Genomic DNA, 24014 nt, shown 5'->3' with positions numbered 1-24014 from the left:
ATATTAAAGTATACCATTTTCGTATATAGGAATAAATTGCGTCTTTACTATGTTGTGAAATACGAATAGGTCTAAATATTGCTGTCGAGCTGTCATAGATAGGCTGGTTCTGAGCTTGTCGTTCTCGTATAATTTTTTCATAGAATCCCGTAATGCTGATGCGTTTTTAGAAGGAATGAGAAGCCCCGTTTTATTATTGTGAATAATTTCTGGGTTGCCACCAACATTGGTTGCTATGATAGGCAGTCCTAACATGCTAGCTTCGATTAAGGAAACGCTAAATCCCTCATGATATGTTGGGTGTAGATATATATCAGCGGATGCGACATAAGGTAGGGGATTTGTCTTATATCCATAAAAAGTAACAGGTAGCCCTTTGGCTTGTTGCTCAAACTGTAATCGATCAGGGCCGTCACCAATAAGTACTAATTGTGAATTTTTATACGTAGCGTTAAATTCTTTAAAAGCAGTAATCGCTTCTCCAATACCTTTGTCTATGACAAGGCGACCGGATATGCAGAAAGTGAATGTCGTATTCTTAGGCGATTCGTATTTTTGCTTTTGATCTTCAACTCCATTGTAAATAACGATTATTTTATTGCGAATTGGCGAGTTTGCGGGTAGATTATTGGAAATAAGAGTTTGCTCACTTTTACTGACTGCGGTTATAGCGTCGGCAAAGCGAGCTGACCATGCGACCAACTTGCCTGTTGGATTCTTATATTTTACGTAGAGATTTTTCCAGACATGTTTGAGATCGGCATGGTCGGTCCAAATCACTTTAGCACCAACAAGTTTTCCGGCAATAGATCCAGCTATGAAATCATCTTTACTTTGCAAGTGTACAACGTCTGCTTTAAATCTACTAAACTGAATGGCGTAATATATAGTCAGCAATAATTGCCACAATATATAAAACGGCACGAGCAGGGCATTTTTTCCGCTCCAATTTTGCTTAGACCACCACCAAGATCGATAATGTGGGATGTTTTCGCGCTCAGCGTAATCACGCAACTTTTTATGGTGACTTAAAATTATTGGAAAATGTCCTAATTTTTGTAGTTCTTTTGCTAGGAAAATAGGAAAACGCTCACCCCCGCCGAAATCATAAGATGCGGCGTTGCGTACTAAGACGATTCGTAAAGCACTCATACTATAGAGTATATATCTTTTTTATGCAATTTGATATAATCGTAAGGAGATGCGTATTCTTGTGAATAAAGAAAATGAGGCGATTTTACGCGCAATAGTCAGTACCGATTTTAAAGTCAGATACCAAAGTTCAGTTTTGGGATATGTTTGGTCTCTCTTAAAACCTATGTTTATGTTTGGTATTTTGTATGTGTTGTTTACATATGCATTTCCTCAGGGTAGTAAAGGGATCGAATCTTATGGGGTTTGGCTGCTGATGGGAATTGTGTTGTGGAACTTTTTCTCTGAGGCTACTATGATAGGTACGCGTTCCGTTGTTGATAATGGGCAATTGATTCGCAAGGTGGCAATTCCGCGACATCTTCTGGTTATTGCAAGCAGTGTGTCGGCGCTTATTAACCTCGGCTTAGGGATGATAGTGGTGATACTTTTTGCGTTTCTTAGTGGTTTATTTCCTACTTTTTCGTGGTTGCTACTTATTCCAGCTATAGCTGAGTTATTTATATTATCCGTTGGATTATCTTTGCTGCTTTCTGCTCTTTATGTGATATTTCGCGATATTGCTTATATATGGGAAATCTTATTGCAGGCAGGACTTTATGCGAGCGGTATTATTTTTGCGGTTACTTCTATGCCGTCAGTTATACAAAAGATTGCATTTTTAAATCCAATTACACAGATTATCCAAGACGCTAGACACGCTTTAATGCCTAATAATCCCGCATCTCAAACTATTTGGCAGACTTTTCATAATCCGTTATTGTGGTTTATTCCAATCACTATAGTTATTGTGATATTTGGTTTAGGAAGTTGGTATTTTCAGCGTAGACAACGATTTTTCGCGGAGGACATTTAAATGACAAAACCTGCAATTGTAGTAAAAGATATACATAAGGAATTTATTCTTCCACAGTCAAAGAATTCTAGTATTAAAAGCGCCTTTGTTAACATTGTTAAGAAGAATAAAAAGACAGTTCAGAAAGTGTTGGATGGTGTTAGCTTTAACGTAAATCAAGGTGATTTTTTTGGTGTTGTTGGCCGAAACGGTTCAGGTAAGAGTACCATGCTTAAGATGTTAGCTGGAGTTTATCAGCCAACGAGCGGAAGCATTGAAATAAACGGTAAATTAACACCTTTCATAGAGTTGGGGGTTGGGTTTAATCCAGAACTGTCTGGTAGAGATAATGTTTTTTTGAATGGTGCTCTACTTGGATTTACGCGTAAGGAAATGGAACTGATATATGATGATATCGTTTCGTTCGCGGAGCTTGAGCCATTTATGGATCAGAAATTAAAGAACTATTCATCGGGCATGCAGGTCCGTTTGGCGTTTTCAGTAGCAATAAAAGCGCGCAATGATATTATGATTTTTGATGAGGTGCTGGCTGTTGGTGATGAAGCTTTTCAGCGTAAGTGTATAGATGTTTTTGAACAATACAAGTCCAGCAAGCAAACGGTTATATTGGTTACGCATGATATGGATACTGTTAAAAAGTTTTGTAATCGAGCCGTGTTAATTCACGAGGGCAAGATTATTAAAGAAGGTAGTCCAGTGCAGGTTGCGGATGAATATAGTAGACTCAATCAAGCCGTAATAGATAAAGCTGTAGACCAAAGACATCAATATACAGGTAAAAATATTAAAACCGCCATACACGATAAAACAGGTAAGAAGCGTCGCAGCTTTAAAGTGGGAGAAACGATTTCTCTTGACTTGTCATGGGATAATGATAAGACTAAGGCTATTATGGTGGATTTGTATCGTAAAGATAGCAATTTGGTATCGAATTTTATCACCAACAGAGAGGGATTTCCTAAATTGCCTAGCGATAATAAATTAACTCTTGATATTGAGGCAAATTTAGGTCCAGGGTCGTATTATGTCGACATTAATCTGCTCAATCACAACGGCACCGTGAAGTATGATGTGATGTATCGTGCTGAAGAATTTATTATTACGAATGATTTTTCCGCAGTCGAGCATTCATTTGGCGGCTTAACTATGATTCCGCGCAAGTGGCATACTAGTAAGAAATAATATAGAGAAAAGTCTATTTATTAAATCTATTTTGATGGGTGAAGCTTGATTTTAATAATATCAAGACCCCATTTAACGACTATTCTCGCGGCAGTTCGTCCAGTCGATGCGATATTCCACAATTGATGTAATCCTTGTAGAACATTGCCTTTTTTAATCATACGATACCCGACGCGCATTAGTATAAATATATATGCATGTTTAAGGCTTATTCCAAAGTCATCAGTAACCGAACTTTTCATGTAATAATTAAAAGACTGTTTGATTTCTGATCTAGATGTAACCTCTGGGGAAATAATATCCCAGCTGCGATACGATAATTTTTTAGCAAGGAGATTTTGTTCGTCGCGTCTTTGAGCTGATATGCTGCCATCGCTAATTCTATATCTAAAAATAGGATAAGCGACGTTAGCTAGTTTGCCATATTTAGCAAAACTACTAAACAGGTCATAGTCTTCGGCTGGACATGTATTAGGATATAGCCCCGCCTCAATTGCTGTCTGTTTACGATAAACTACTGATGAATGACAGAATTGGTTAAAAATACAAAGACCAAGCCGAATATCTTTGTCGCGAGTAACGTTAATAATAAAACCAGTAGGTACGCTGTCTTGATTAATAATTTCTGCGCCACCGCCAACGAGAACCAACTCGTCGTCATTTTCCAGCATATCAACCTGAGTTTTTAATTTATGAGGCAGCCATTCGTCATCCCCGTCTATTCGAGCGATATATTTTCCTCTGGCCTCATTTATGCCACGATTAAGCGAAGCAACAAGACCCTTATTCTGCTGGTTAATGAGGCGAATGCGACCATCTTCTTTTTGAAGGCGCTGAACGATTTTTTTTGTATTATCAACGGAGCCGTCGTTTATGATGATATATTCAAAATCAGTAAAGTCCTGAGATAGAACCGAGCGAATAGAATTTTCTATATACAATTCATCGTTATAAGTCGCAGTAATAATTGATACTAGCGGTGTTTTATCTTCAGAAGTATTTTTTACCATATGTGATATTATAACATTTTTTATAGCGGCGTTGAAATCTTATTGCCGAAATGTTATTATTATAAGCAATAAAATAAAACGAGAGATTAGATCGTGAAAATCAAACAAAAAATGAAGAAAAAAACTAGAATTATACTTGCCTCTACGCTGGCTTTGGCTTTAGTGGCGTGTGCTACAGTTGCGTATATTTATAAGCCGCAACAAAATAATACTGACGCTAATAATCCCGTAGTAAAAGAGTCTACAGATAAAAAAGAAGACTCTAAGAAAGTTGATGACAACAGCGCAAAGCCAGAAAAACGCGATGGATATAGTCCTGATAAACCAATTAATACTGGAGATCAGCAGTCGTCAGGGTCAAAAAAATCAGTAGTTCCAATTGTGAGCGGATATGGATTGAGTGTGGATAAGCAATATTTACAGATTGATGGAGGAGTTAACTCTATTGTTGAGAACGGTGGTAGTTGTGAATTTACACTGTATTGGTCTGGTGGAAGTGTTTCTCGTAAATCTAGTTCATTTGCTGGTCCAAGTTCGACGAGTTGCCATATGATTGAGGTGTCATTGTCGGAATTGCCATCAGGGGTAGATATATCGGTAAAGGTGAGTTATTCATCAAAATTGTATACAGGAGAGTCTTCGAACAATCCGTCATTCCGTAAGGAGAGCTTGCGGTGATTGAAATAAGACGTACGAAATGGACGAGATTAAAATATGTCAGCTGCACGTTAGCTGTGGTGAGTGTTATTGTCTTGGGGTTTATTTTTTGGCCGAGGACCGGAGCGCTATCTCCTTGGAATGCCGGTAGGATTATCGATGATAATGTTTTTTATGATACAAATACGTTTGCTAGCGTTCAAGATATTCAGAATTTTATAAACGACCACACTCCTGCCTGTGATACATGGGGAACTGGACGATCTGAATATGGTGGCGGTACGCGAGCGCAATATGCTGTTAATCGCGGCTGGCATGGTCCGCCGTATGCTTGTCTGCGTAATTATCACGAGAATCCAAACACTAAAGAAACCTCATTTGAAAAAGGCGGCGGCTGGTTTAGTGGTGGATTATCTACTGCACAAATTATTTGGAATGTGTCAAAAGAATTTGGCATTAACCCACAGGTCATGTTAGTGATATTGAAGAAGGAACAGGGGTCTTTGTTTACTGACTCGTGGCCTTTGAAGAGCCAATATAAATATGCCATGGGATTTGCTTGCCCAGATAATGGCCCAGGAAATACTGCAAATTGTTCAAGCGAATATGCTGGACTATACAACCAGTTACGTATGGCTGCGCGCCAACTACGACTTTATGCGAATAGACCAAATGAATATCGTTACAAGGCAGGACGAACCAACTACATCCAATACAATCCAGATGCAGCTTGTGGCGGAAGTTGGGTATATATTGAGAACCAAGCGACCGCGAGTCTGTATAACTATACGCCATATCAGCCGAATCAAGGGGCTTTGGACGCTGGTGTGGGAACTGCACATTGTGGAGCTTATGGCAATCGAAACTTCTGGAGGTTTTTCAATGAGTGGTTCGGTTCTCCGCTAAATTCTGTCAAAATTGATTCACCATTATCCATAAAGACGGAAAAAACCGGATCAAAATTGTTTACGAATATGGAAATAACGGCATCTTTCACTATTCGCAATTCTACTAATCAGCGTCGCGACTTAGGTGTGATGGTAATTGTAGGTCGGGATAGCAATTCGAATAATTACGATTTTGGCAGTCAGCGCGTTGTTCTTGAGCCGTGGCAATCATATACTTATCGAGCGTCAACTAGATTGAATAAGGAAGGTGATTATAAGTTTTGGATCAGTAATTATCGTGATGGTAGTGGGTGGAGCGACAATTATCCAGAATCTTCAGCGGGAAATGTTCGTGAAGTAACAACATTTGTTCAATCGCCTCCAACGGTAGTGTCTGCCGTCACAGCGCAGATTTCACGCATTCATAAAAATCAACCAGTTAACGTAGGTTTTCAGGTAAAAAATAATAGTGCCAAACCTGTTGATCTTGGTTACTTTGGTCTAGCTATAACAAGTCCAAGCGGAAAGAATGCTGACGTCGTCTTTGACACGGTTAATCAATTATCCCCAGGCGCTGTATACAATTACAACAAAGAATTTTTGCCGCGTGAAGAAGGACTGTATCGAGCAAGAATTAGCGGGACTCTTGACGGTGGTAGGACGTGGACAGAAACCCAGTATCCTGTAGCTACGGACGCCAGTGCTGGCAATCGCACCACCTTCACAGTTCTCCCTAGTTTAACACTCACTCAAGGCATAACATTCTCTAGTGCTAACCCTCGATCTGGCGATTCAGTAACAACTACATTCAAACTAAAAAACTCCTCTAATCAACCAATAACAACCAGTGAATACACTTGTCTAATCCTACGTAACCAAAGCGGACAAAACTACGACCTAGGATGTCTTTCTCCATCAACAATTCAGTCAAATCAAGAGTTAGAATTCAAAGCAACTCGTCCATTCCCAGTAGGCACATATAACGCATATTTCTCTACATTTGACGGTAGAAGGTGGCAAGACTACAAAACACCACCCCTCGAAACTGGACAAGAGGTGGTGAAGGCTGAGATGAGGGTTCTTCCTGACGTCGTTCTTTCTGAAGGATTATCAATTAGTAGCACTACTGCACATGTCGGCGAGCAACTGACAGGTACTTTCAAATTAGAGAATCTTAGCTCTAGTGTATCTAATCATAATCAACAACTATGCTATATCATTCGCAGGCGGCAGGGTGGCAACTATGATTTAGGATGTTTGCCTACGAGTGGAATTCCACCTAAGAGCCAATCAAGCTTCTCTCTGAGTCGTACGTTTAATGAACCTGGTGAATATGAAGCGTTCTTTTCGCTTTATGACAATGGAGTATGGCGCGAAGGAGCTTATCCTCCAGGACTTACAGGGAAGGAATCTTCTCGCACCACCTTCACAGTTCTCCCTAGTTTAACACTCACTCAAGGCATAACATTCTCTAGTGCTAACCCTCGATCTGGCGATTCAGTAACAACTACATTCAAACTAAAAAACTCCTCTAATCAACCAATAACAACCAGTGAATACACTTGTCTAATCCTACGTAACCAAAGCGGACAAAACTACGACCTAGGATGTCTTTCTCCATCAACAATTCAGTCAAATCAAGAGTTAGAATTCAAAGCAACTCGTCCATTCCCAGTAGGCACATATAACGCATATTTCTCTACATTTGACGGTAGAAGGTGGCAAGACTACAAAACACCACCCCTCGAAACTGGACAAGAGGTGGTGAAGGCTGAGATGAGGGTTTCTGCTTAATTATTCGAGAATATACCCTTAACTTCGCCTATAAACGAATCTTCCGAGAACTCGCGGGATGCTTTCTCCCGCAAGTTTTTGGCTTTATGGAACGATGATTCTATATCATCCAGAGTCTGCTTAATACATTTCGCATATGCTTTTGGATTAGTGATATCGTCAACTATGGAACCGTTTTCACCTATAAAGTCAGGAAGTCCGCCCACTCTAGCTGCAACTATTGGCAGTCCGCGCAAAGCTATCTCGACTGGTGTATTTGGCATACCGTCAAAAAGTGAGGTATATAGAAAAGCGTCATATTTTTCGGCTGGCAAAGATGCTACTCCGTTAAATCCACCGATATAATGAACACGTGGATGCGGCGGTAGACTATTTGCAGGGAACTCTGGTGAAGGATCTCCGTACATATCTATATGAACGTCTTCAGGAAGAAGATCTGCAATTTCCGATACTAATTTAGGCAATTTTTCTGGCGCCAGTCGAGAAGCCCATAATATTCTACGGCTATTCGGCAATTTATCTACTACAGGATAATGATTTTTTGTCAGTGGTTGATGATGTACGACTATTTTTTGAGGATCGTAGGCATATTCATTGACCCACATAGATTTTACTGCTTCGTTGTCTGTCGTAATTAAATCAAGAAGTTGATATACCTGTGGTATATGACTGTGCGAAAATCCAAAAATTCGTCCTGTCTCATCAGTACTCTGACTATATGCAGTAGCTATCACTCGCTTGTTGGTAGCTTTTATGTATGTTTCGTGATCACGCACAAAATCATAAGCCAGCTCAGAGTTAAGAATGTGTAAAGTTTTAATATTGGTGTTTTCGATCAATTGTTCAAGTAGTCTGTATTTTTGGTCAATACTAAAGAACCGAGTTATTGTCCCAAATTGTAAGAAATCTATTCTCTTATCTAGCTGTGACCTCCATTCTGAATATTCAGCAGGAACTTCATTAGTGGAGATAATGAGTACTTTCTTTCCTATTGAAGCCGCGGTGTTTGCGTAATTGACAGCAAATAAATCTGCGCCGCCTCTCTTAAGCCAGGGCACAAATAGAGCGTAATCGTAGCTATCGCTTCGTAATTCCTTACATATTTCCCAATACACAAGACCAACTCGATAATGGTCGTCGGTGATTGTGTGGTATGTACTTGGTAGTGGTGATGGTGGAAAAATTTCTTTTTCTATTGAGTGAAGAGCTTTCCATTCTGTTCTCAGCCATTTTGGTATAGATTCTGCAGTTTGTGAATGTGCTGGTCGTTTCAGTAATGCATTGCGTCCACGGCGTATTATAGCCAGGGGTCGGCGGATCAATCCTAACGGTATGCGCGATCGTATGATTAATTCTTTGATTGTATTTTTTGTTTGACGGTGTTGCTCTGATTGAGGAACGCGAATTTTGTTGATATCTATAGAGCGAAAATTGGACGGCTTAAATATTGGATGTGCGTGCAGTAATGATCGACTAGCTTTTTGGCGCGCCCACTCTGATCCTGATGACTTACGACGTACAAATATGGCTGTTTGTGGAATGAGAATGTTTTTTACGCCATTTTCAATCAAGCAACAACTTAAGTACCAGTCTTCATACCCATATCCTGGGCTATTTGGTGCATACGGGAATTTTTTAAGAAGTGTAATCGGCGCAATAATAACGGAATTCCAGCGTCCAGATAGAACGCTTAATAAGATATCTTGGTCTTTAGTAGTGCAACCAGTTTTTTGGACAATAGAGTCCGCGCCCTCGAATTCTATGGTATAAGCACTGTGGGCAACATATTTGCCGTAAGGTTTTTTTAATAGCAATTGAACACTGTCGTGCAGCCAATTTTCACTCATTAAGTCATCAGCGTCGATAAAAGAAACAAATTGACCATGCGCTTTTTTTATGGCGCTATTTCTAGAACTTGAAAGATCTCCATGATCCCATTGGTATATGTGTATAGGCAGACCGGTATAGTTATTGAAATAATCAATAGTTTGATCATCACCTCTGTCTATAGAAACTATCACTTCATAAGGTATGGACGCTTCCTCAATTTTTTTTACAGCACGCTCGACTGATTTCATAGTCTTATGCGCAACAAGACCCTCGCGGTGGGCAGTTATAATAATAGACAATACACAATCTTTCTTATTCATAATTCAGATTATAGACTAGGTAGCTTCTTTAGTCTATTTTGTGCTATTATGATACTTGTAATGAAAGAGTGGAGTAAGAATAAACCTGGGGTAGTTTTCTTTTTTGTAGTCTGGTTTATATTATCAATATCATTTATTGGTAATTTTTTTGGAACAGGACTATGGAACGGCTGGTTTGACGGTTTTCAGAAAGATTCGTCTGCCATAGTAGAGAAAACTGCTTATTGCAAAAATAAATATGATTATAAAGGTCCGTTAATAGCAGCCGACAGTAAAGATTACAATAAAATAATGATGAGCCAAGATTGTAATCCATCTCAGGTAAAACCTTATGTATCTCAATACGGTTTACAAGCGAGGGTTATAGCTGGGTTATCTCCTAATGATGCCTCCAAAATCCCAGCTTACATCAAAAGAGTATCTATATTCCTGGCTGTGCTTACTGCATTTTTATTAGCCTTAGTTGTTCAAAAAATAAGAGCGCTGTTTGGCGGAATTACCGCTTCTGTCTTTGTTGTAATGCTGGCGTTTAGTCCTTGGATTGCTGGGTATGCTCGCAATATATATTGGATAGAACCGATGCTAATAGCTCCGTTTGTGATATCTTTCGTTGGCTATCAATATTTTAAGAAATCAAAAAAACTTTGGCTATTTTACATTATTGAATCTGTAGCTATGTTCCTCAAGCTGCTAAATGGATATGAATACGTATCGACAATCGCTATATCCGTATTAGTTCCTATAATATTCTTTGAATTAGTTCATAAAAACGTGAAAATCATTAATCTTTGGAAGCAAGCGGCGCCCGTGTTTGCTGCTACGGTTGTTGCGTTTTTCGGTGCTTATTGGGTAAACTTTGTGTCGCTTACTGATTATTACGGATCATCTGATAAAGCCGCAAATGCTATAAACGCCAGGGCGTCAGATAGGGGAATTTCTGGTATACGTTCTATGAGGGCATACGCCGTCGGTAACTTTAAAATCTTACGACCTGAAACTTACAACTTCATAAATCAATTAGTTAACCTGGACAATATGGCTAATAATAGCGGAAAAACATATAAGTATATTATTGTAAATGTCGTCAATTATTTGCTACTTCCAGCAATTACTTTACCCGTACACATTAATGGTATGTTTGGCGAGTTTATACAGTCTATTCTATTCTGGACTATCCTTGGGTATTTGATTATTCTTAGCTCCAGAAAGATTATTGGTAAGAAATACAGCCGACCTTTCCTTTGGTCTATGAATTTCTCTGTTATTGGAGCTTTTTGTTGGCTTGCTCTTATGCCGGGGCACGCATTGCCGCACGCTCATATAAACGGCATTATATTCTATATACCTCTACTATTGTTTGTATATGTATTGATTGGACTGTGGGCTGATTATGTAGTAAAAAGGACGGTGAAATATGAATAGTACAGTTATTATTGGCGGTGGATTTTATGGGCTAAGGATAGCGCTATATCTGCACGAAGAACTTGGTGTGGACAATATAATTATTATCGAGAAAGAAACTGCGCTGATGGATAGAGCCTCTTATGTGAATCAGGCGCGCATCCATAATGGATATCATTATCCTCGCAGTGTTTTGACTGGGTTTCGCTCAGCTGTTAACTTCCCAGTTTTTGTTGATGAATACGGTCCAGCTGTAGTATCTAATTTTGAGAAATATTATGGAATTGCTAAGCATCTTTCAAAGGTTAACGCTAAGCAATTCGAACATTTTTGCGAGAAGATTGGTTCTGAAATTGAGCGTGCTCCGCATGATATAGAAAAAATGTTTAATCCGTCGTTAATCGAAGAGGTTTTTAAGGTTAAAGAATACGCGTTCAATTCACGCAAGCTAAGAGAGCTTTTGGTAGAGCGCATTAATAAATATAAGGGCATTAGTATTCATACTGGAGAATCTGTCAGTAAAATTGAATTGCCTGCTGGCGGCGCTGGTAAAATAAATGTTGTTACTGATCGTGATAATTATGAAGCGGATTTTGTTTTAAACTGTACTTACTCAAATATTAATACACTGCATCGTGCATCTGGATTACCGCTAGTTGGACTTAAGCATGAAATTACCGAGATGTGTCTTGTTGAGTTACCTCAGCAGCTTAAGGATTTTAGCATAACGGTGATGGATGGTCCGTTTTTCTCGATTATGCCATTTCCTTCGAAGAATTTATATACTCTTTCACACGTTCGTTACACGCCACATGAATCGTGGATTGATGATGAAAATACTAGCGCCGAGCGTATCAAAACTCATGAATATTTGAAAAATCGCCCCTTTAAATCAAACTATAGGCAGATGTATAATGATGTTGTGAGGTTTATTCCAGCCTTGAAAAATATGAAATATCGTGAATCTATCGTTGAAGTGAAGACAGTTTTAGTGAAGAGCGAAGACGATGATAGTCGTCCGATATTGTTCAGAAATGACTTTGGCAACGATGGATATATTTGTATTATGGGCGGAAAATTAGATAATATTTATGATGCTTTTGAGGAATTGAGGAGGATATATGGTCAAGAAAAAGCAAACTAATAAAACCGTAAAGAAACAAGATATTTTTGTATCTGTTGTGGTTGGAGTTGATCGTAACTATACTGGCTTGGGCGAATATTTAACGGATTTATCGAAATTACTTGGTGGTAGTTATGAAAATTACGAAATCATCGTGATAGATAATGAATTGAAGCCAGAAGTTGCAAAAGAAGTAATAGATATATTGAAGGTGTTGCCGTGCATACGCTTAATCCGTCTATCTAGGGAATATAGCTATGATATCGCTCTTATGGCTGGGATTCAGGGGGCAATCGGAGATTATGTAGTACTGACTAACCCAGCAATTGACCCGATAGACGCCATACCTTCTATCGTCGAAGAAAACAAGAAATGCGACATCGTTAATGGAATAGCAACTAACCATACAAAGAAAGATGATTTAGGTAGGCGAACGTTTTATTGGTATAACCGTCGATATCTTGGTGTTGATATTCCTGCTGCCGCGACATATTTTATCGCACTCAGTAGGCGCGCAGTAAAAGCTGTTTCTACCACGAATAGGCACGATGGGCATATTCGTCATTTAATTCGTCAAATTGGATATAAATGTGCGGAATATCGCTATGAAGTGAAAGTAGACCCAGTAAAGACACGTAAACTGCGCACGGGAGTGTTGGAGGCTATAGATATAGCAGCTAGCCACTCCACCCAACCGCTAAGGGCTATGTCGTGGGTTGGCGTCGGTGCTAGTGTTATTAATCTAATTTACGCATTATACGTTGTTTGCGTATCAGTATTTAAGCGCGACGTGGCTGCGGGGTGGACAACTATGTCCTTACAGCTTTCTGTGATGTTTTTCTTGCTATTTATGTTTTTGGTTGTATTAGCGGAATATGTTGGAAAAATACTTAAAGAGGCGCGAGACGATGCTTCATATATAGTGATGGATGAATTAAGTAGTACGGTATCTATTGCCGATACGGAAAGAAAAAATCTTTCGGAGTAATAATATGGGCAAAATAACTTCTGAGAAAATAAACCAATTGCATCCAGAATGGGAATTTCCAGAGTTTGAAATTGATGAGATAAACAAGAAGAAGCATAAATATTGCGTGTGTGTTTTTGTTATCAATGAAGGAGAGCGCATCCAAAAGCAGTTACAGAAGATGAAACCGCTAGCTGACCAAATCGATATCGTGGTGGCTGACGGTGGAAGTACTGATGGATCGCTTGGAGTTGATTTTCTAAAGTCTCAAGACGTGCGAGCTTTATTGACGAAAAAAGGTAAGGGTAAACTGAGCGCACAGATGAGAATGGCGTTTGCTTGGGCTCTCTCTGAAGGCTATGAGGGCGTTGTGGTCGTTGATGGAAATGGCAAGGATAGCATAGAAAGAATTCCCAACTTCATTAGATTGCTTGACCAAGGATATGATCACGTCCAAGGCTCACGATTTATACCAGGCGGTAAGGCTGTAAATACGCCGCTCTCGAGGGAGGTTGGTCTTCATCTTATTCACGCGCCGTTGATAAGTCTTGCGGCTGGAAAAAGACATACCGATACGACAAATGGATTCCGTGCTTATAGCGCAAAATTGCTCAAAGATCCAGATATTGCTGTATTCCGTGATATATTTCAAACGTACGAACTTCATTACTATCTCGCTATTGAAAGTAGTCGTCGTAAGCAGTATAAAACAGCTGAAACGCCAGTTGTGCGAACATATCCGAAGAAGGGTAAGACACCAACGAAGATTAGCCCAATCAAGGGGAATATGCACGTTATGAACGTACTACTTCGTGCGGTGGCTGGAAAATATCGCAAGCCTAAAAAATAGTCGCTTGCGATAATGTTGCTAGAACAGTTCGCAGTTAGTGTTTATTAGTTTCTGCGCATTTATCGGCGTTATGTAGGCAGAAGTTACTCTTATAGATATATAAGTTATCTTCTTTAACAGGCATCTCGCGGTAAGATATGTCTTGTATTTCAAACGAAACTCCCGGTATCAAACTGTAGGCTTTAGGTGAAATTCGTACAGATGAGTCGTTTGGTCCTAGCGCTATCGGAAAACTCCAACTAGTGCTATACGGTGGCAGTGATATTGGATATTCCTGTAGCGACGATCCAGATATTTCCAGTAGATATCTCGGCAACTTAGAAGTCATAGGTAAGATGCTTTTTGCCTTGTAACGCACAGATATCTCAAATACTCTAATATTATTGCCAGTGCCGGCATTGATGACGTAATCTCCGTTTGAGGATTTTTGCACGCGATGTTCTGGATATATCGTGGTTTTCTGGTTTGCGCTATCAGATTGGCGTTTCCATAATACGTGAGAATCATTTGTCGCAATTACGGTATAATTATTCAAAAGTTCTTTGTAAAATTGCCAATGACGCGACCATAGCCATTCTTCGTAAACGAAATATGACGGGTTTAATGTTATAACATAATCGGGTTTCTGCTCTATAAAATCTTTAGTGTATTTATCTCTTCTATCAGGACCTAATGCATGTATAATGTAGTCTTCACCTCCCGAAGATCCGTTTTTCTGCTTGTGAATAGAGTCATAAACGCTGGTATAAGTAGACCAGATACTAGCACCATTTTTAATGTACGGCGCAAAAGCCTCTAACCGCTTTTTCCACGCAACGCTCACATATTCAGAGTCGTCAGTAGAATGTCTAGCCTTTCTTGATTCAGCGATAATATGTTTTACTGGCATCCAGCTGATTTTTTGCAGGAATATTGCTGCGTTGTATCCAATAGCAACTACGCAGCCGAGTAGTAGTCCGAACACTATAAACGAAACTTTCTTATTTATAGCATTAACGTTCGGCTTCTTTGCTTGAATTATTTTATCCGCTGTGTAAATTAAGACCATTATAAGAATAGATCCTGCAGCTCTTTCTAATGGTATAAGTTGTGCGCCAGGCGCCCAGTAGCCAGTTATGGAGACGGCGAACACTATAATTCCATACAGCAATAATATAGAAAAGGTGGAAAATTCTTTTTTGGATAATATCTTTTTCTTTATGCTTATTATATATGCGACAACTCCACCTATCATAACAGGTAGCATATAAAGTAACATTCTTTTTGTGACGAGCTGGTCAAGGGTATTTAATTGCAGGAAACTATTTGGAGGAGCCCCAAAATACCACCCTTGGTCTTTAGGGACTTCAATCAATGCGTAACGAAGCGCGTCGTGTGCATGACCGAGCGTCATAATTGATAATATGGCGTAAGTTGCAATTGCCACACCAAACAACTCTCCGAAAAACATCATTATCTTTTTCTTTGTGGTTTCTTTTGAGCGAATGTATCGAATGGCTTTAATGATAACGTAAGCAAGAATAAAGGCTAGTCCTTGTTCGGTGCCGCACGCGACAGAAAGCCCCATAATTGTATATAAAATAGGATAATAGAGGTTAATTTTATTTTTGCCAGCAATTATCTGCCAATTTGGATGCCATAACATGAAAGCTGCAGCGATAAACGGGAATGTTGTCCTGAGACCGAGAAGAGAATTGCCTGCCCAAATAGCGTCAATAGCGTCAATAGAGATTATTGTGAATATGCTAGTTGCGAAGATGGATTTTTTAACATTTCTAAAATAAGCCCAAAACAAGAAAAAGGATGAAACGAGGAATAATATTGGCGATATTAATAATTTTGCAACTTCCACGGCGAATAAATTGTGTCCCATAATATAAAATAATGGAAAATGAAGAAGTGGAACTCCGACTCCGTGAAAGAATGGAAAATCTCGTGCCAGAACTTCACCGTCCAGTAGGCGACGGAGCGGGTTGTATAATTGGAAAGTTCCATTGGCTGCATACGAATCCATAGCTAAGCCGTTTCCCAATGCCGCAAGTGTAGCGAAAATTACAAAAACTAGTATGTAAACGACGCTTACAAATACTGCAGTAAAAAGCAGCGCTCGTTTAAGATTTATATTACTTAGAGTCTTACGTATATTCATATTACCTAAACTATTCTAAATTGATATCAGGGATATGTCTATACTAACTAGTGTTATGTCTTTTATATAAAATCTACTATAATAAATGTAGGAGGAATTATATTAATGAAAACTGCACTGATTGGATACACTGGATTTGTTGGCGGAAATATTAAGAACCAACACGAGTTTGACGATTATTATAATAGTAAGAACATATCTGATATTGAAGGTAAAGAGTATGATCTCGTGGTTAGCGCTGCGAATCGTGCTGAGATGTGGCGAATTAATCAAGAGCCAGAAGTTGATCGTGCAGAAATTGAAGATTTTATATCGCACATCGAAAAGGCGAAAATTAAGAAACTTGTATTAATTTCAACAGTTGGAGTTTATAAAAATCCAAATGGTGCTAATGAAGATACGCCTATCGAAACAGAAGGTCTATTGCCGTACGGAGTTAACAGGTATTATCTTGAGCAATTCTGTCGCGAGAATTTTGACACGACTATTGTCCGCTTGCCGGGTTTATTTGGTGATGGTTTGAAGAAGAATGTTATTTATGATCTGATGAATAACAATATGGTTGAAAAAATACACGCTGATGGTATGTACCAATATTATAATCTTGATAACATCTGGCGAGATATTAACATTGCTCTGGAGAATAATTTACCATTGGTCAACCTTGCTACGCCACCAGTCAGTACGCGAGAAGTTGCGAAGGTTGCTTTTGGCATAGATTTTACCAACAAGCCAGAGGGAATAAATCCTGCATATTGGGATATGCATAGTAAATACGCGTCTGTTTATGGAGGTGAAGGAGAATATCTCTATACAAAAGAACAAGAGCTAGATGATATTAAAAAGTTTGTTGCAAGAAGTAGGTAAGGTATGAAATTAGCTATATCAAATATTGCCTGGACTAACGAAGAAGAGGCGGACGTTGCGGCGAAACTGCAAGAGCTTGGCGTGCGTTATATTGAGATTGCGCCAACTAAGATTTGGAGTGATCCAACTAAGGCTACTATTGAACAGATCAATGAGTATATCGAATGGTGGAAGAAGTACGATATTGAGATTGTAGCTTTTCAGTCGATGTTGTTTGCGCGACCTGATCTTAAAATGTTTGAATCAAGCGAGCTTCGTGATGAAACACGTCAATACCTCGCTGATTTTTTGCGATTAGCTGGCGATATGGGCGCTAGTCGATTAGTTTTCGGCTCGCCAAAGAATAGACAGCGAGGCGGAATGTCGACAGAAGAGGCAGATAATATTGCCAATCGCTTTTTCTCTGAGCTTGGTGATGTCGCTAAGCAATATAATACGATGCTTTGTATCGAGCCGAATGCTCCTCAATATAACTGTGATTATATAACAACGGCGGATGAGGGCGCACGACTTGTTCACACAATCAACTCGGAAGGAATTGGCCTGCATCTTGATACTGCATGTATGGCTCTAGCGGGCGATGATATTAGCAAATCAATACAAGATAATGGCGATATATTGAAACATTTCCATATTAGCGCTCCTATGTTGGATCGGGTTTACGATCGTGATGATGTTGATTATCGTGCCGCAGCTGATGCGTTAAAACGTATTGATTATAGCGGTGTTGTTTCAATTGAGATGCGTCCAGGCGAGCAGGGTGAGAACGTGAAGCGCGTAGAAGATGCCGTTTTGTTTGTGCGGAATATTTTTGAATAATTTCACTCTAAGCTCTTACCTAGAAACAGATAGCATTTATGTGCTTAAATCGCTATAATATGTAATATGATAACTGTAATAATTGCTGGTGGCTCAGGCACGCGTTTATGGCCGCTTTCAACTTCTACTCAACCGAAACAACTTTTAGAGCTAACTAGCGAACGTACTATGGTTCAGCAAGCTTATGATCGAGCGAGGAAGCTTGGTGATACAGTTTATGTGGTAACTGAAGCCAGTCACGCTGAAGCGCTTAGAGCGCAACTGCCAGAATTGCCAGATGAAGCGTTTTTGATTGAGCCAGGACGACGAGGGACTGCGCATTGTATTATATTTGCCTTAGATTATATCAATCGTAATCACGATCACACTGAGCCTATTGCTTTTATTCATTCCGATCACAACGTCCGCGATATTCAAGGTTTTGCTCATTCGTTCGATACGGCGGCGCGCGTTTCTAGTGATCGCGGCTGTATTACGCTTATCGGTATTGAGCCTACTTTTCCGTCGACTGGATTTGGCTATATTCAACGCGATGGTGTGATTGATGCTCGAGCGGGTGTTTATAATGTTGAGTCGTTCAAAGAAAAGCCTAATTATGATACGGCGAAGCAGTATGTTGAGTCGGGGAACTATTTGTGGAACTGTGGCTATTTTGTTGGCTCAGTTGACGTTTTTATGAATGAGATGAAACGAAGTGCTCCTGATTTGTGGTCAAATTATCAAACCTTAGCTTCCGTTGCTGAGTTTGGTGGTGAAGAATACAATAGGACGTACTTAGAGCTTGATAATCAAGTTATTGACATTGCTCTTATTGAGAAAGCGGCTGAGCTGGCGGTAGTGTCGGCTGACTTTGACTGGATGGATATTGGCAATTTCAAGGACCTGCACAATGCGGTAGCTAAGGACGAAAACGACAATTATGTTCGTGGCGAGAATATTCATACTATCGACATCGACAACACTTACATTCGCAATGAACAACCAGATAAACCAGTAGCGGTAATCGGTCTTGACAACGTGGTGGTCGTTAATACGCCCGATGGCATACTAGTGGCGCGCAGGGATGTTGCGGCTAAATGTGGCGATATAGCTAAGAAGCTTCAGGCTTAATCTCAGCTTTTCCGACCATATTTTTCATATACAGCCAAAGTTTGCTCGGCCATGCGTTGCCATGAAAATGTCTTAACGTGTTTCTTGCCTTTTTTAACGAGTTCATTGCGTAACTTGTCATCAGATAAGATGTCGTCAATTGATTTTGCTATATCCTCGACACTGAAAGGGTTAAAATAGTGAGCAGCATCGCCGTGGGTTTCTGGTAGGCAAGTGGCTGTGCTTGATGCGACTGGCGCGCCGTGTAACATTGCCTCTAGACCTGGCAAGCCAAATCCTTCACTGAGCGAAGGGAAGCAATAAACTGCCGTATTTTCGTACATCCAGCGTAATTGCTCGTCTGATATAAAGCCGGTAAACACAACATTTTTAATTCCATGCTCATTTACATATGTCTCGTGGCGAGCGTAATTACTATCTTTTTTACCTGCCAAAGCCAGTGTTAAATCTGGATATTTTTTCTGTAATAAGGCAAAAGCGTCAATTAGTCGTCGAAGGTTTTTATGTGGCGTTGGTCTACCGATATACATAATGAATTTTTTACCAATCAACTCATCAACAGGTTCGTTGCCTTTTGGTAACTCATCCGCAGATTCCAAAGTTACAGTAATTTTCTCTGGGTTTACGCCGGTGAATTTAATCAAATCATTTTTTACGAAGTTAGAAATTGTGATGATGTGTGAAGATTTTTTCGCAACTTTTTTATTGACCCATTTATAAATTTGCTGCTTAATCCAGAAAACGACAGGATTTTTATCTGGATTTCTAAATCTGACAGTGGTTAAATCTTGCATCGTAGTAACAACTGGGCTGGAATTATACCAAACAGGCTGCTGAACCATCGCAAAATGTACTAAGTCTGGCTTAAGACTTTCAAGCTGCTTTTTAAAGCCGATTTGCTCAGCAAAAGTGTATTCTTTATATGGGCAAATAACTTTCTGAAATCTTGGATTGCTTGGTTGCCAACCATCGAAATCTTTTGGCTTGAGCAGAATAACATAATCGTTTTTATTATCAATTTTCTGCAAATAATGAATCAGCCGTTCGATGTACCGACCAGTGCTAGTCCTTAATGTTCGGGCGTCAATTACGATTTTCACGATAATGTTCCTTCCATGATTTATCAACTATATTTTTTATCGCTTTATGGAAAATTGCGGCTGAAAATTCGTTGGCTGTGGCTGAGATTTTTGTTGGTGAAACTTTCTTTTCTGACAGTTTCTCTAAAACTTCTATTAGCGAAGAATCTGTTTGCTCAGAAAAGAACCAGCCGTTTTTTTCGGGTTTTATATAATCAAGTGCGCCACCAGCTTCATACGCAACCACTGGAATACCAGACGCCAACGCTTCGACTGGCGCAATCCCGAAATCTTCGTGTGAACAAAAAATAAACAAATCTGCTTTTTTAATATATTTTTCTCTTGTGGCGTCATTAACAAATCCCAGGAAATCTGTATGTTTGTTGGCAATGTTTTTTAGGTTGTCGACATCCGGGCCTTTTCCGATAATATCTAATTGCCAGCCAAGTTTCTGACAAGCTTTAATAGCAATATCAAGCCGTTTCATCGGTACGATTCGCCCCCAAATCAGACAGCGAGGTTTCTTTGGGATGGACGTTTGCTTGCGATTTTTAGCAAGTGGTGAAAAGCTCGATACGTCAATTGGTGGAAAAATAACCGTACTTTTTCGCTGGTAAAACTCTTCAATGTCAGCCTGAATTCCCGTAGAGTTGGCGATAAAAACATCGACTTGCTGAGCGGCGTTAAAATCTCGTTTTTTCAGTGGTCGAACTAGGGTTTTCAGACCCAAACGCGCCAGCCATTGCGGACGGAAACTTGGTCGTTTGATATATTCGTCGTAGTGCCGCCAATAAAAATGCGTTGGCGTGTGGCAATAACAAATATGAAGTTGATCTGGTCTGGATTTGCGGACAAATTTTGCCTCGCCATTTCCTGAACTGGAGATGATAATGTCAAATTCGCTAAGATCAAGCTTAGCGAACCACCGCTGTCTAAGAAGCGGCAGCAATCGTCGAATTTTTGAAAATGGCCATCGCTGTAAATAGCCGGTAACGACTTTATTATCTAATCTTTCTCGCCATTCGTCGCTACAAAAAGAAGTGTAAATTGGCGCATCTGGGTACAATTTGTGAATTTCCAAAACGACTTTTTCGGCGCCGCCACCGTAAATCCAGTCATGAACTATGGCAATTTTTGGCTTACTCATTAATTATCTTTCTGGAAAATAACCAAACATGTTTTTAATAAAATTGTAATGTCCAGCCAGAGACTCCAGTTTTGAACATAATATAGGTCAATTCGTCGACGCTCTTCAAAGCTGATGCTGCGCCTGCCAGATACTACTGCAAGTCCAGTTAACCCAGACTTGACCGCTAATAAAACATGTTTTTTGTCGTAGGCGCTTAATTCGTGTGGCACCAGCGCTCGCGGTCCAACTAGGCTGATGTCGCCCTTTACGACGTTAAATAATTGCGGCAATTCATCAAGACTGAAGCGACGAATGAATCGACCAACTGGCGTCACGCGAAAATCATGATCAAGTTTGTCGCCGTTTTTACGGTATTCTTCAATTAGCTCAGGTTTACCAACCATTTGAAAGACTTCTTCGTCGGTTTTGCCATCAAACTTTGCATAATGTGAGCGAAATTTGTAGACCTTAAACGGTCGATTATAACGAGTGAGGCGTTTTTGTTGTTTGCCGTGCATTAAAATCGGTCCTGCTGGGTCGCTGATTTTTACGGCAATTGCCACTAAAAGCATAATTGGCGAGGCGATGATAATCCCAATTGTCCCGCCCACAACATCCATAATGCGCTTCACAATTCGCCCATAGCCCATTAGCGGTGTCGGATGAGTGTGAATTAGTGGTACGGAGTCGATGATATCAATAGTGTGTTTGGTGGTCATAATTCCATCGAATTCCGGCGCTTGATAAAAATCCAGATAATGTTTCTGGGCAATTTGATAATGTTCGCTAACGTTTTTTGAGTCGGTTTGGATAATAACATCAATTTTATCCATGGTGAGCGCCGATTCTAATGACGAGCGTCGAAGTTTTTTTAATTCAATAGGAATGAACTGGGTTTGCGCAACAATTCCGCTAATCTTAAAGCCAGTTAACGGATTAGTTTCTATAAAATCAGCCAAAACGTGAGTTAAGTCACAATTGCCAATTAATATAACACGACGTGCGCCCAAACCGCGCTTTAAGAGCTTCAGGCGAACAATATTGGCGGCGCTGCGGAAAATCATTAGTAAAATAAAACCAATTCCGGTGGCGTAAACCGCGACAAGCTTGGCTGGGAATAACGGAGTGTTAGTAAAGAACGCCACAGAAATCATAATCATAATTCCAGTTATTGACGCCAAAAGTATTTGTCCGAAGTTTCGCAATGGGTGTGTGTAAACCTCTCGGTCGTATAAGCCAAAGAAGTAGAACATTACAATCCACAACGGCAGCGTCATAAAAATGGAGGTGATAAAATCCATGGCATTGATGCTGATATGGAATGGTCTAGGATCCAGGGAAATTCGCAAAATATAGGCAATAGTAAATGCACTTAATAAAGCTAAGATATCAAGAATGACCAGAGCAATTTTGAAGTAAAAATCAGACTTTTTCCGCATAATCTCTGGGGTAATTATACAAAAATATGCCGATTATAGCAAAACAATGAATCGTATTTATAAAACTGCCAAAAAACCAGAAATGTATAAACATCGCGATGGTCAGCGACAAGATAAACTGAGCTTTAATTTTATGGATGTTTTTTATGGCGAGAAATATAATTATTAACGGGGCAATTAGAAGAATAAATAGTCCAACAATTCCTAAGCCACTGAGTAATAATATGTAAAAAACGTAGACCGTTTGGTCTGCTGGGACGTTTACGTGAAGGTGTTTTTGGATGAAATTACCGAGGTTGCCGAGTCCAACACCAAAGAAGAATGTTCGTGACGATGACAGCCAAGATTTTATGGCTAGATCACTGGCGCTGAGTCGGTCGTTGGCGGAAGCTTCAACAAAACCAGCGGGCTGGAAAGAATTGTTGCTTGACGGAACGTTTTCGGCGGGTTTTGGTGATGGATTTTTGGTGACGGATTTTTGCGGAATCTTAATTTTCCCGAGAGATAATTGATCGACCATACTGACAAAGGTATTGTGCGCAATGAAAGGCGTGTTGGCGTATCTAATGTTGGCTGACGAGAACAATAAGACGAATCCGAATAGTAATCCAGCGAAGATGATTGGAAGTTTTTTACGAATAAAAGATGCGTCAATTCGTTTTACGAAAGCGATTATAAATAAGGCTATGATGGCGATAAAAATTGCCAAAAATCCGCCACGGGAAAATGTTAAAGATATGGCGAGAGTTGTGAAAAATAGGCTAAATTTGGCTAAGCGAGATTTTGACTGAAAGAGCGCAAGGAAGAATGCTGGAAGTAGAGAATTGGCGAAGAACTGCGGTTCGGCGGCGAATAAATTGATTCGTGGAAATCCAAAAACGTCGGCTTTACAGCCAGCGCAAAGCGTACCAAATCCTGTTGGTTCAAAAGTGGCGACGATGAGCTGAATGATTGCTAAAATCCCAAAAACCAGCCCGCTCCATAATCCGATTTTGATGAGTTTGCGTTTTTCTGATTTTGACAATTTGCTGTAAATTAAGCCAGCGGATAATCCGACGCTGAGTAAGAATAATAGCGATAACGAATATAATGCGGTGCGCAGGCGTGCTTCTGCGAAAAATACACCGACGGTGATGGCGATAAAAATTGCCAAAAATCCGCCGATTAGCCATCGGTTTCTAAATAATGATTGCCGTTTTTCGAATATTAGAGGCAAGGAAGATATCATCAATCCGACTGCTGCGATTTGATATAATCCTACGCGTAAAGATGAAAAATCCAGAATTGATAATCCGACACTGGGATGCAGGGCAAAGCCGCCACCAAAAATAACAATAGCCAATAGCCAGAATCGAACGTCGTTAATGTATTTTTTTGCCATACTTTAAGTATA

General features: G+C 39.8%; 19 protein-coding genes. 11 read left to right on the top strand and 8 right to left on the bottom strand.

Annotated features, from left to right (window positions below):
* Positions 1-3: 3 nt before the first annotated feature.
* Positions 4-1152: a glycosyltransferase family 4 protein gene (locus LRM41_RS03730; protein WP_243819520.1), complete on the bottom strand. Its 1149-nt coding sequence runs from the start codon at positions 1150-1152 to the stop codon at positions 4-6.
* A 49-nt stretch (positions 1153-1201) separates the two neighbouring features.
* Here LRM41_RS03730 and LRM41_RS03725 point away from each other — a divergent pair, with 49 nt between their 5' ends.
* Both LRM41_RS03725 and LRM41_RS03720 read left to right on the top strand, forming a co-directional pair.
* Complete coding sequence (locus LRM41_RS03725) at positions 1202-2008, top strand: ABC transporter permease (protein WP_243819519.1); 807 nt, start codon at positions 1202-1204, stop codon at positions 2006-2008.
* Positions 2009-3190, top strand: a complete 1182-nt coding sequence (locus tag LRM41_RS03720; protein WP_146475631.1) for an ABC transporter ATP-binding protein — start codon at positions 2009-2011, stop codon at positions 3188-3190.
* Between the two features lie 26 nt (positions 3191-3216).
* Here LRM41_RS03720 and LRM41_RS03715 read toward each other — a convergent pair whose 3' ends face one another.
* On the bottom strand, positions 3217-4200 hold the full coding sequence (locus tag LRM41_RS03715) for a glycosyltransferase family 2 protein (RefSeq protein WP_243819518.1): 984 nt from the start codon (positions 4198-4200) through the stop codon (positions 3217-3219).
* 93 nt (positions 4201-4293) lie between these two features.
* On the opposite strand from LRM41_RS03715, the gene LRM41_RS03710 reads away from it, so the two are divergent.
* Complete coding sequence (locus tag LRM41_RS03710; protein WP_243819517.1) at positions 4294-4878, top strand: hypothetical protein; 585 nt, start codon at positions 4294-4296, stop codon at positions 4876-4878.
* Complete coding sequence (locus LRM41_RS03705) at positions 4875-7538, top strand: COG1361 family protein (protein WP_243819516.1); 2664 nt, start codon at positions 4875-4877, stop codon at positions 7536-7538. The genes LRM41_RS03710 and LRM41_RS03705 overlap by 4 nt, the downstream gene beginning before the upstream one ends.
* On the opposite strand, the gene LRM41_RS03700 is transcribed toward LRM41_RS03705, so the two are convergent.
* Entirely contained in the window at positions 7535-9688 is a 2154-nt protein-coding gene (locus LRM41_RS03700) for a glycosyltransferase (protein WP_243819515.1), read from the bottom strand. The genes LRM41_RS03705 and LRM41_RS03700 overlap by 4 nt on opposite strands.
* 60 nt (positions 9689-9748) lie before the next feature.
* Between LRM41_RS03700 and LRM41_RS03695 the strand changes: the two genes are divergently transcribed.
* Genes LRM41_RS03695 through LRM41_RS03680 form a run of 4 tightly spaced genes read left to right on the top strand, consistent with a single transcriptional unit; the run spans position 9749 to position 14029 of the window.
* A complete protein-coding gene (locus LRM41_RS03695) occupies positions 9749-11110 on the top strand; it encodes a hypothetical protein (protein WP_243819514.1) in 1362 nt (453 codons plus the stop codon).
* Positions 11103-12233, top strand: a complete 1131-nt coding sequence (locus tag LRM41_RS03690) for an FAD-dependent oxidoreductase (RefSeq protein WP_243819513.1) — start codon at positions 11103-11105, stop codon at positions 12231-12233. The genes LRM41_RS03695 and LRM41_RS03690 overlap by 8 nt, the downstream gene beginning before the upstream one ends.
* A complete protein-coding gene (locus LRM41_RS03685; RefSeq protein ID WP_243819512.1) occupies positions 12211-13200 on the top strand; it encodes a glycosyltransferase in 990 nt (329 codons plus the stop codon). The genes LRM41_RS03690 and LRM41_RS03685 overlap by 23 nt, the downstream gene beginning before the upstream one ends.
* Before the next feature lie 4 nt (positions 13201-13204).
* Positions 13205-14029, top strand: coding sequence for a glycosyltransferase family 2 protein (locus LRM41_RS03680; RefSeq protein ID WP_243819511.1), 825 nt, complete (start codon positions 13205-13207; stop codon positions 14027-14029).
* Positions 14030-14063: 34 nt separating this feature from the next.
* Here the strand turns inward: LRM41_RS03680 and LRM41_RS03675 are convergent, their stop codons facing one another.
* Positions 14064-16178: a hypothetical protein gene (locus tag LRM41_RS03675; RefSeq protein WP_243819510.1), complete on the bottom strand. Its 2115-nt coding sequence runs from the start codon at positions 16176-16178 to the stop codon at positions 14064-14066.
* 105 nt (positions 16179-16283) lie between these two features.
* On the opposite strand from LRM41_RS03675, the gene LRM41_RS03670 reads away from it, so the two are divergent.
* The 3 genes from LRM41_RS03670 to LRM41_RS03660 all read left to right on the top strand — a co-directional run bounded on the left by LRM41_RS03670 (position 16284) and on the right by LRM41_RS03660 (position 18974).
* On the top strand, positions 16284-17045 hold the full coding sequence (locus tag LRM41_RS03670; RefSeq protein ID WP_243809742.1) for an NAD-dependent epimerase/dehydratase family protein: 762 nt from the start codon (positions 16284-16286) through the stop codon (positions 17043-17045).
* A 3-nt stretch (positions 17046-17048) separates the two neighbouring features.
* Positions 17049-17864, top strand: coding sequence for a sugar phosphate isomerase/epimerase family protein (locus tag LRM41_RS03665; RefSeq protein ID WP_243819509.1), 816 nt, complete (start codon positions 17049-17051; stop codon positions 17862-17864).
* A gap of 66 nt (positions 17865-17930) precedes the next feature.
* Positions 17931-18974: a mannose-1-phosphate guanylyltransferase gene (locus LRM41_RS03660; RefSeq protein ID WP_243819508.1), complete on the top strand. Its 1044-nt coding sequence runs from the start codon at positions 17931-17933 to the stop codon at positions 18972-18974.
* Between the two features lie 2 nt (positions 18975-18976).
* Here LRM41_RS03660 and LRM41_RS03655 read toward each other — a convergent pair whose 3' ends face one another.
* Genes LRM41_RS03655 through LRM41_RS03640 form a run of 4 tightly spaced genes read right to left on the bottom strand, consistent with a single transcriptional unit; the run spans position 18977 to position 24002 of the window.
* Positions 18977-20074 (bottom strand): glycosyltransferase family 4 protein, encoded by a 1098-nt coding sequence (locus tag LRM41_RS03655; protein ID WP_243819507.1) that lies wholly within the window; start codon positions 20072-20074, stop codon positions 18977-18979.
* Positions 20058-21200 carry a glycosyltransferase gene (locus LRM41_RS03650; RefSeq protein ID WP_243819506.1) on the bottom strand — a complete coding sequence of 381 codons (1143 nt, stop codon included), beginning with the start codon at positions 21198-21200 and terminating at the stop codon, positions 20058-20060. Before LRM41_RS03650 ends, LRM41_RS03655 begins: the two co-directional genes overlap by 17 nt.
* Positions 21200-22621, bottom strand: coding sequence for a sugar transferase (locus LRM41_RS03645; protein ID WP_243819505.1), 1422 nt, complete (start codon positions 22619-22621; stop codon positions 21200-21202). Before LRM41_RS03645 ends, LRM41_RS03650 begins: the two co-directional genes overlap by 1 nt.
* On the bottom strand, positions 22605-24002 hold the full coding sequence (locus LRM41_RS03640) for an O-antigen ligase family protein (RefSeq protein WP_243819504.1): 1398 nt from the start codon (positions 24000-24002) through the stop codon (positions 22605-22607). The genes LRM41_RS03645 and LRM41_RS03640 overlap by 17 nt, the downstream gene beginning before the upstream one ends.
* Positions 24003-24014 lie beyond the last annotated feature (12 nt).

The organism is Candidatus Nanosynbacter sp. TM7-087 (genome assembly GCF_022828365.1).
In the GTDB taxonomy this organism is placed as follows: Bacteria; Patescibacteriota; Saccharimonadia; order Saccharimonadales; family Saccharimonadaceae; genus Nanosynbacter.
This window is presented reverse-complemented; position numbering and strand designations above follow the sequence as displayed.